This is a genomic window from Acidiferrobacter sp. (assembly GCF_054609335.1).
In genome coordinates this window covers 1-8,646 of the sequence record NZ_JBTRWP010000080.1, presented here as the reverse complement: position 1 = coordinate 8,646, position 8,646 = coordinate 1, and the positions used below count along the sequence as shown (strand labels likewise).

Below are 8,646 nucleotides of genomic sequence, written 5' to 3'. Positions count from 1 at the left end.
ATGACCTGCCCCCTCAATTGTGGCTCTGAGCTGATGGTGGTTTTCCCGACCTCAAGCTTAATCCACGTCGCTTGAGGCCGGGCAGGTCAATACATGATGTCTATAGCCGCTTTGAGCGGCTCACAAATTAAAGCCCCCGGCTCTGCCGGGGGATGTTTACCTTCCGCAAACCACGCGCTCGGACTGCACGCGCGGCTATCGCACCATCACCCTGGCAAATTTGTTGGCCGCACGCTTAGAGTTATGCAACCAATCAGCGGCGGAATATCATGCCCAAGCCAACACTCGGCGCTAAACAGCTGGCGGAGGTGCTGCACCTCAAGGCCCATACGGTTACCGATTATGTGTTGACCCATCCTGAATGGCTACCGCCCTTTGTGCGGCTGCCCTCGGGCAAGACCCTGTGGTTCGAGGAGGACGTGCAGGCTTGGCTGGAGGAGCGCCGGGTCAAGGTCCTGCCGCCACAACAGCGCCCTACCGACTTCAGTCGCAAGTGGTGGTAGCATGGCCACGCATGGATAGGTTACGTACGGTCGTTGAACTCGCCGCCCTCTTGGGGACCACGCCCAATGGCGTTTACATGAGACTGAAGCGGCATAGCCAATCAGTTCCTCCGCCGATACAGCTACCTGGCTCGTCCAGCTTGCGCTGGCGTCAGCCCGATGTCGAGGTCTGGCTCGTGGCGTTGCCCGTGCGCACCACCGGCCGTAAGCTACCGCGCGCACGGGCAAGTAAAGCGCCCGTTTTGTCTGGTGAGGCGGCCATCTGGGAGAATACACGGGCTGTGAACCCTACCGCGAGAACGGCTCCCGCTGGCGCGAGAGGGCTCGCCGCGGAGGAACCTCCTCGCCGAAGGCGAGCGGAGGCCGGTCGGCCTGAACCCCTATTTCCGTCCGTAAGCCTCGTCGTGGTCGCGATGGAGGGTCTGGAAGCGCATGAATGCGTTTTCTCGCACCACGACCGCGCGGTAGGACTGAGATAATCGAATTGTGTATTTGCCGGGAAGGCTTTTCAGTTCTTCCCATTTGAGACCATGGTCCTGAAAGACCTCGTCCCAGGTGAGGGCTCTGAGTTTTTTGAGCGTTTTGAAGACCTTCTTGATTTCCGGGGCGTCCAGGGCGAAGAGTTCCGACTGGAACCCAGGGTGGTTGAGGTCGAGCAGGACTTTGGCAGAATTTCCGCTCGCGTTATCACGTGAGGGCGCCCCAGTCCGGCTCACGCGGGTCGCTTACGCTCATTGCCGCCAGAACGGCCAGCAGCCTCGAGCTCATCCAGCGAAGTTTCCACAGGCGGGTGGTCGCGCATCCAGGTGTCAGCCTGCGCGAGCTTGTCCCGCACGGCGGGCTCATGCGCCCACCGCTCGTTTATCGGAACGACGGCCACCCGCTTCAAGACGATGTCGCCACCCGGTAACTCTTCCACCAGGAAACCTGTTCCCGCGAGCGCTTTCCCCAGCGAAATCTGGCCGCTTTTGCCCACAATCTTGATGTGCATAACCCTACCCTCTTTCATGCGGCATGATAGCATGACGGAAGCGGCGGGGAAAGGGGAAGGGTTGGCAAGGGGTAGAGGTGCCCTCTCCGGTTGGGGAGGCGGCTATCTGGGAGAAGTATGCAGCCATACGGCCGGCGAAATGAAATGAGGGGAGGACGTCCAGGCCTGGCTGGAAGAGCGGCGCATCAAGGTCCTGCCGCGACAACAGCGCCCTACCGACTTCAGTCGCAAGTGGTGGTAGCGCGCCCCGGCAAGGCTGATTGTGTTTGCAGACAAAGCCCGTGGTGCGATACATCACCGCGCGCGAAGTGGGTGAGTTCGGCATCGTCTGTGTGCGAGCAGGCCTGGTGGCGGCTCGGGGGCGCTTGGTTCGTGCTAGAATTGAGCAAGGTTCTTGCGAGAAGGGGGTAGCGTCCATGAAACAAATAGCAGAGGCGGTTATTGACGAGAACGGTGAAATCCGTCTCATTGAGCCGCTTTATGTGATAGGTCCGCACCGGGTGCTGGTCACGGTTCTGGATGAGCCGCCGGCGCATTGGGATGAAACGCTCCTGGCGGCGGAGAAGAGCTTAAGCACCGACTGGTTGCGCTCCGAGGAAGATGCTGCATGGGCCCATTTGCAGTAGGTGTAGTCGTTTTGGCGCGGTTGGCAGGTCCGGTCCGGCGAAACCCGCCCCGACACGAGCAGAGCCCAGGCCCATCTTGGCCTGGCTGAGCCTTTGTGCTCCACCACGCAGACCCTAATGATAACGGGTCGTCGCTCGACATGCTACGATAAAAAGGTACTTTTCGCATTGCTGCCCTTGGCGACAATCGGTTTCCGCGAGCCACGTCTCTTTGCAGGCTCGTCCGGCCTCGCGTGGCGCGAGGCCGGACTTACGCGGAAACAACCTCCAAAATTCGCGGGCTTGGAGTGGGGGCTTGTGAATTTTGGAGCGGTTTCCGCGAACCCGCCAATAAGCCACCACCAGAGGACCATACCATGCACAAACAACTGACGGCTATCATCGAGCGTGAAGCGCAGGGGTATGTCTCGCTCTGCCCCGAACTCGACATCGCAAGCCAAGGCGATACCATCGAAGAGGCGCGCACGAACCTCCAGGAGGCGCTCGAGCTCTTTTTCGAAACGGCCTCGCCGGAGGAAATCAAGCAGCGTCTGCACGAGGAAGTCTATGTCACGCGGGTAGACGTAGCCGTTGGGTAGACTGCGCGTTCTGTCCGGGAAGGAGGTCTGCGCCATCTTGGCTCGGCACGGGTTTGTGGAGGCGCGTCAGCGTGGCAGCCATATCATCATGCAGCAGAAACTTCCGAACACAACCGTGACGGTGCCCGTACCGAATCATCAGGAACTGCGTACGGGAACCTTACAGTCTATTATTCGCCAATCCGGTGTATCGCGTGGCGAGTTTGAGTCTTAAGGTGGTTCGAGGAGGAGGTTGACGCCTGGCTGGAAGAGCGGCGCATCAAGGTCCTGCCGCCACAACAGAGTTCCACCGACTTCAGCCAGAAGTGGTGGTAAGGTCGGCGCTGGTTTTTTCAGTAGTGACGGCGTCCATTGGCGGCCGACGGGCACTGAGCACGGCCATCGTAATTGATGGGTTTTCGGTTCGTGGTGGTCACGTTTGGTGATGGACTTAAGGGGAATCCCCCTCAGAGATCTTGATCGCCAAGACCCCTTCGGGGGAGTCTCCGGGTTTCGCGACCTAAGGAGACCCCACCAGTGTGCCATACCTTATTGCAGGACCCATCCTTTTTTCGTTTCCTTTGCCATATCGACGCCGAGCTTGCCGCCGAGGTTCGCGAAGGCCGTTGCCCTCGGTGCGCGGGGCCGCTGCACGTGGCGGATTTCCCGCGCAAGCCGCGGGGTTGCCCGGCGGCGGTGCGGGAAGAGTATTCGCGGCGCCTGAGCTTCACCTGCGGGCGGTGCGAGACCCGCACGACCCCGGCCTCGGTGCGCTTCCTGGGCCGGCGGGTGTACGTGGCGGTCATGCTCATGCTCACCGCGCCACCGACCGGTCCCGCTGCACACACCTTGGCGGAGCGGCTGGGCATTCCGGCGCGCACCCTGCAGCGATGGCGGGCCTGGTGGCGGAAGGATTTCCAACAGACACGGTTCTGGCAGTCGGTCCGCGCGCGCTTCATGCCGCCGCTGCCGGCCACGGGTCTGCCCGTGAGCCTGTTCGAGCGCTTCCAGGGATCGGATTGCCCCGAGCGGATGGTGCAGTTGTTGCGTTTTGTCGCCCCACTCAGCGAGACCCCTATGAGCCAGTAATCCGAGGGTCGCCCCGAAGCGAGCGACCTCCCGCAGAGGATGCCGGTGGCGCCATCGGGAAGGGGCGCATAGCCTTTCGGCTGTCGCCAATCACGGTCGAGGGGGCAGGAAGTGGGTTCTGGAGACGATCGGCACCGCCGCGATCGGTGGGCGCGGCTGCGCTTTGCCATCATCGGTCCCTTGCTGGCCGCACCGCCTGCGCCGGGGGATCTGCAGGCGGCCTTAAGCGCGCTCGCCGCTCGCAGCTGGCGCCATCCCTTGACCGGACTTGAGGTGCGCTTTGGCGCCTCCACCATTGAGCGATGGTACTACGCCGCCCGCCACGCCGCCGACCCGGTGGCCGTGTTGCGCAATCAGGTCCGGCGCGACATCGGCGGTTTCCCAAGCGTCGGCCTTCAGACGCAAGAGGCCTTGCGCTCGCAGTATGCGGCGCATCCCGGGTGGACGGCGCAGCTGCATCACGACAACCTGCGCGTGCTCCTGGCCGCCTTCGATCCGGTCGTGCCGTGTCCGTCCTACGCCAGTATCCGGCGCACCCTGAAGGCGCAGGGCTTGACGCGCAAGCGCCCGGCGCGATACGGCGATCCCGTCATCCCCGGCACCGGCGCGGGGCTCGTGGAACGTGAGATCCGAAGCTACGAGGTCGAGTACGTCCTGCAGCTTATGCATCTCGACTTCCATCATGGCTCGCGCAAGATCCTCTCGCGCGCGGGCGCGTGGATCAAACCCTTGCTGGTGGCCTTCATCGACGACCGTTCCCGTTATCTCTGTCATGCCCAGTGGTATGCCGCGGAAGGCACCGAACAACTCGTGCACGGCTTCTCACAGGCCCTGTCGAAGGTGGGTCTGCCGCGATCCCTCATGAGCGACCGCGGCTCGGCGATGATGTCCGGGGAGTTCACCGCGGGCCTTGAGCGGCTGGGCATCCTGCATGTGCCGACGCGGCCCCGCTCGCCGCACGTCAATGGCAAGCAGGAGAACCTGTGGACCCGGGTCGAGGGGCGGCTTTTGGCGATGCTCGAGGGCGAGGAGCGGTTGACGCTCGATCAGCTGAACCTGGCCACCTGCGCCTGGGTTACCCAGGAATACCATCGTACCGTGCATCGCGAGATCGGCGTCACGCCACTCGAGCGCTATCTCGCAGGCCCCTCGGTCGCGCGCGCGTGTCCGGCAAGCGATGAACTGCGGGCGGCCTTCCGCATCGAGGTCAAGCGGCGGGTGCGCCGCTCCGACGGCACGGCAAGCCTCGAGGGCCACCGCTTCGAGATTCCTTCCCGCTATCGCCATCTTCCAGACGTGCACCTACGCTACGCCCGCTGGGATTTGCGCCGGGTGGACCTGATCGATCCGCGGCTGGGGACGATCCTCTGCCCCGTGTACCCGATCGACAAGGCCGCCAATGCCGAGCGGCTGCGCCGCACGGTCGAACCGGCAAGCCACGCGCCGACACCGGGGGCCTCCGGCATCGCGCCGCTTTTAAAGCAAATGATCGCCGATTATGCCGCCACGGGGCTGCCGCCGGCGTACCTGCCCGACTCCCACCCGAAGGATGACCCTGCATGAACCAGAAGCTGCTCGCCCTCTACGGGCTCAAGTTCGATCCCTTTTCCCCCGAGGTGCCGGCCGAGGCCCTCTACCTGTCACCGAAGATCGAGACCTTCTGCTGGCGCATCGAGCACGCGCACCTGCGCGAAGGGGGCTTTGCCCTCGTCTCTGGCGACCCCGGCTGCGGCAAGAGCGTGGTCCTGCGCCTCTTGACCGAACGCCTTGCGCGTCTCGCGGATCTGTCAGTCGGCGTTGTCCATCACCCCCAGAGTAACCTCTCGGACTTCTACCGCGAGCTCGGCGATATCTTCGGTGTCGCCATTCGTGTCTCCAACCGCTGGGGCGGCTTCCAGGCGCTGCGTGGGCGCTGGCTCGATCACCTGGGGTCGACTACGCGACGCTCCGTCTTGCTGATCGACGAGGCCCAGGAGATGAGCCCGGCGGTGCTAACGAGCTGCGGCTGCTCGCCAGCGCCCGTTTCGACTCCCAGTCGCTGTTAGCCGTCGTGCTCGCGGGCGATGGCCGGCTTCTGGAGAAGCTGAAACGCGAGGAGCTCATTCCCTTGGGCTCGCGCATCCGCACGCGCATGAGCCTGGATGCGGCCACCCGCGAGGAACTCACAGCGACCCTCGACCATCTGCTTGCCGCCGCCGGCAACGCCGGCCTCATGACAGAGGGGCTGCGCGCCACCCTCGTCGATCATGCCGCCGGCAATTACCGCATCCTCGCCGGCATGGGCTCGGAACTTCTGATGAGCGCCGCGCAGCGCGAGATCGTGACCTTAGACGAGAAACTCTACCTTGAGGTCTACGGCGGGCCCCTGGCCCCTCCGCGCCGTGCACGCGCTGCGCCCTGACCCTGAAAACCCAAAGGAGTGCTGCCATGCAGAACGAAGAACCGGACCTTATCGATTTCCCCGACCTGCCCGACGAGGCGGTCATCGCCCTGCACGACTTCCTGGAGATGTTCACCGTCCGCTTCCAGAACCGCTACTTCGCGCAGATCCATCGCCACACCAACGAGCGGCCGCCACGGGAGGACTCCGGCGATCCTATGCCGCCACTGAACGACCCGCCGTTCTGATCCGGCACACCGGTCGTGGTGGCAACACCGTCACGATCACTTGCGCCGCCGGTCCATCGCCGATCGTGAAAAATGCTCCATCAAATACCGTGACCGCTCTCACCTGCACCACAAGCGCCAGAAGTCGTGATCATGATCGTTGGAATACGAAAGCCCGCCAATGCTGGTGTTTTATCGGAAAATCATGCCGGTTTCCCGCGCCGAATCATGGCTCTTACAGGCCTACAATTTCCGCTCCAAACAACCTAGGGAGGCATTTCCGCCCACACGATTGCGCGATGACCCATTAAATTAACGTGTCGCGATACTAGCGAGTCGGAGATATTGTCTGCGGGTTAGGGTTTGTCTCGCAACGGCTTTGAGGGGTTTTAGAGCAGGGGATCGACATGGCGCACTCCGCCAAAGCGTCCAAAGTCGTGATCGGAGGAGTAGATCGTATAGCCATGTTCGAGCGCAAGTGCGGCGATGTGGGCATCGGTTGTCAAATTCCCGCCCGTCCCGCACTGGACTAGCAAACTATGCAAAATCGCCCAGTGGCCGTGTCCAGGGACCACGGCGCGCACCGTCGGAAGCGACAACCATTCTTCGATATAGGCGCATGCCCGTTCGACCGGGAGCGGTCGTTCGAATACCCGAGCGTTAGTCGTTATGCGCAAGAAGGCCAATATCACAACCCAAGGCAAACCGATGCTCTGGCCCCCACACAATACCTCTTCCCACCACCTCCGGGCCTTCACATGTTGGGGGAGATCGCTATTGACCGCGTAGAGCAGCAGGTTGGCGTCGACCAGGATCATTTGCGCAACATAAGCTTTTGGGCAATGGCGTCATCCTCCAGCGCATCTGCAATCGCGAGCGCCTTATCGAGATTGAGTCCCGTCCGGACACCCCCCAGTGCGGATGGGACCAAATAGTAGGGCCGTGCTGAAGGGTGTGCCATGGCATGAAGTCCCAAGCGCAAGGCCTCATTGACCACGGCCTTATACGGTTTCCCCATCCTTCGCGCAGTCTCCTGAAGGGCGGCCCCCACTTGTTCATCGATAGTCAGTGTCGTTCGCATCATGATGCCCCTCTCTATCGCATCTTGATGCTATCCTAAGAGGCAGCGGGACCTGCGTCAAGCTGTAGTCTTGTCCAACTTTTGGTGCGGATGGGTGGTCTAAAACCCAAGGACGCATGCGCGGTGCGCGTATGCCAAGTCGATATTGACACCGCCGACTACGCATGTCTAGGCTAGTCTTAGACTGGTGTAAATATGGGGTGTCGATATGTCCGAGATTGGGGCCTATGAGGCGAAGACGCATTTGTCCGAGATCTTGGAGCGGGTGCGCAAAGGGGAGTGTTTCACCATCACTAAGCACGGGCGGGCGGTGGCCGAGTTGCGGCCGCCGATGGGTCAAGGCCTGGAGGAAAGGCGAGCCGCTGTGGTGCGCATGAAGGCATTCCAGGCCAGCCATGACTTGGGTGGTGTTTCGTTGCGCGAACTGATCGACGCGGGACGCAGATATTGATGGCTTTCGTTGCGGATGCCTCCATGACCCTGGCTTGGTACCTCCGGGACGAACATAGCGAATCCGCCAACCAGGTGCGGGAGCGGCTGTTGGGGGAGGGTATTTGCGTTCCCGCTCATTGGGCGTTAGAAGTCTGCAACGCACTGCTGGCCGCCGCGCGGCACGGTCGTATCACGATGCTGGAATTGCGCGAACTGGTGCCAGATCTGCGCCTGCTGCCGGAGACCATAGACCATCAGACGGATGCCGCGGCGTGGTTCGCCACCTTGAACCTTGCGGAGAAACACCGTCTGACGATCTACGATGCCGCGTATTTGGAGCTGGCTTTGCGGCGGAATCTGCCGCTCGCGACGCTCGATGACGGGCTCCTTGAGGCGGCCCTCGCTTTGGGGGTTGCGCTCGTGCCATAGATCAAAAAATGATGACCACCGCTCCGCGGAGTTGGCGGTCTTATGAGCGGATGCTGCCATGGGGTCGCGGCCGCGTTTTGCTTCAGGGATGGCCGGTCTTGCTCTAAGACTGATCTTGTCCCACAGTTTTTGCTGAACACCGGGAAGGCGATTCGCTAGCATGTCAGTATGCAGATTACCGGACGGGAATTCTCCGACGTCACCCTCGCGCGCATTCGGGCACGGATCCAGGGTGACCCGACACTGACACGCACGGCCTTGTCGCGCGAGGTCTGCGAGTGGCTGGATTGGCGGGGGCCTGAGGGACGCCCCCAAGACATGAGTTGCCGGG

13 protein-coding genes and 1 pseudogene are annotated in these 8,646 nt (G+C 62.2%); 10 read left to right on the top strand and 4 right to left on the bottom strand.

From position 1 onward, the window contains the following. Nucleotides 1-269: 269 nt before the first annotated feature. Nucleotides 270-503, top strand: coding sequence for a helix-turn-helix transcriptional regulator (locus ACYCTF_RS13675; RefSeq protein WP_461285056.1), 234 nt, complete (start codon nucleotides 270-272; stop codon nucleotides 501-503). 380 nt (nucleotides 504-883) lie between these two features. Here ACYCTF_RS13675 and ACYCTF_RS13670 read toward each other — a convergent pair whose 3' ends face one another. After that, nucleotides 884-1,219, bottom strand: coding sequence for a hypothetical protein (locus ACYCTF_RS13670; protein WP_461285055.1), 336 nt, complete (start codon nucleotides 1,217-1,219; stop codon nucleotides 884-886). After that, the gene (locus ACYCTF_RS13665; RefSeq protein ID WP_461285054.1) at nucleotides 1,216-1,494 is read right to left on the bottom strand and encodes a hypothetical protein; all 279 of its coding nucleotides are present in this window, start codon (nucleotides 1,492-1,494) and stop codon (nucleotides 1,216-1,218) included. Before ACYCTF_RS13665 ends, ACYCTF_RS13670 begins: the two co-directional genes overlap by 4 nt. 416 nt (nucleotides 1,495-1,910) lie before the next feature. On the opposite strand from ACYCTF_RS13665, the gene ACYCTF_RS13660 reads away from it, so the two are divergent. From ACYCTF_RS13660 to ACYCTF_RS13630, 7 genes and pseudogenes are all read left to right on the top strand, one after another. Further along, nucleotides 1,911-2,120: a hypothetical protein gene (locus ACYCTF_RS13660; RefSeq protein ID WP_461285053.1), complete on the top strand. Its 210-nt coding sequence runs from the start codon at nucleotides 1,911-1,913 to the stop codon at nucleotides 2,118-2,120. Between the two features lie 356 nt (nucleotides 2,121-2,476). Then, the gene (locus ACYCTF_RS13655; protein WP_461285052.1) at nucleotides 2,477-2,698 is read left to right on the top strand and encodes a type II toxin-antitoxin system HicB family antitoxin; all 222 of its coding nucleotides are present in this window, start codon (nucleotides 2,477-2,479) and stop codon (nucleotides 2,696-2,698) included. Further along, complete coding sequence (locus ACYCTF_RS13650) at nucleotides 2,691-2,912, top strand: type II toxin-antitoxin system HicA family toxin (RefSeq protein ID WP_461285051.1); 222 nt, start codon at nucleotides 2,691-2,693, stop codon at nucleotides 2,910-2,912. The genes ACYCTF_RS13655 and ACYCTF_RS13650 overlap by 8 nt, the downstream gene beginning before the upstream one ends. Before the next feature lie 302 nt (nucleotides 2,913-3,214). Continuing rightward, a complete protein-coding gene (locus tag ACYCTF_RS13645) occupies nucleotides 3,215-3,766 on the top strand; it encodes a hypothetical protein (protein WP_461285050.1) in 552 nt (183 codons plus the stop codon). A gap of 111 nt (nucleotides 3,767-3,877) precedes the next feature. After that, on the top strand, nucleotides 3,878-5,329 hold the full coding sequence (locus tag ACYCTF_RS13640) for a DDE-type integrase/transposase/recombinase (protein WP_461285049.1): 1,452 nt from the start codon (nucleotides 3,878-3,880) through the stop codon (nucleotides 5,327-5,329). Continuing rightward, nucleotides 5,326-6,167: pseudogene (locus tag ACYCTF_RS13635) on the top strand (ExeA family protein). The gene ACYCTF_RS13640 and the pseudogene ACYCTF_RS13635 overlap by 4 nt, the downstream one beginning before the upstream one ends. 26 nt (nucleotides 6,168-6,193) lie before the next feature. Then, nucleotides 6,194-6,394 carry a hypothetical protein gene (locus ACYCTF_RS13630; RefSeq protein WP_461285048.1) on the top strand — a complete coding sequence of 67 codons (201 nt, stop codon included), beginning with the start codon at nucleotides 6,194-6,196 and terminating at the stop codon, nucleotides 6,392-6,394. A gap of 368 nt (nucleotides 6,395-6,762) precedes the next feature. Here ACYCTF_RS13630 and ACYCTF_RS13625 read toward each other — a convergent pair whose 3' ends face one another. After that, nucleotides 6,763-7,191 (bottom strand): TA system VapC family ribonuclease toxin, encoded by a 429-nt coding sequence (locus ACYCTF_RS13625; RefSeq protein WP_461285047.1) that lies wholly within the window; start codon nucleotides 7,189-7,191, stop codon nucleotides 6,763-6,765. Then, a complete protein-coding gene (locus tag ACYCTF_RS13620) occupies nucleotides 7,188-7,457 on the bottom strand; it encodes a DUF2191 domain-containing protein (protein ID WP_461285046.1) in 270 nt (89 codons plus the stop codon). Before ACYCTF_RS13620 ends, ACYCTF_RS13625 begins: the two co-directional genes overlap by 4 nt. Nucleotides 7,458-7,662: 205 nt before the next feature. Here ACYCTF_RS13620 and ACYCTF_RS13615 point away from each other — a divergent pair, with 205 nt between their 5' ends. Next, nucleotides 7,663-7,905 carry a type II toxin-antitoxin system Phd/YefM family antitoxin gene (locus ACYCTF_RS13615; protein WP_461285045.1) on the top strand — a complete coding sequence of 81 codons (243 nt, stop codon included), beginning with the start codon at nucleotides 7,663-7,665 and terminating at the stop codon, nucleotides 7,903-7,905. Then, complete coding sequence (locus tag ACYCTF_RS13610) at nucleotides 7,905-8,315, top strand: type II toxin-antitoxin system VapC family toxin (protein ID WP_461285044.1); 411 nt, start codon at nucleotides 7,905-7,907, stop codon at nucleotides 8,313-8,315. The genes ACYCTF_RS13615 and ACYCTF_RS13610 overlap by 1 nt, the downstream gene beginning before the upstream one ends. Nucleotides 8,316-8,646: the final 331 nt, after the last annotated feature.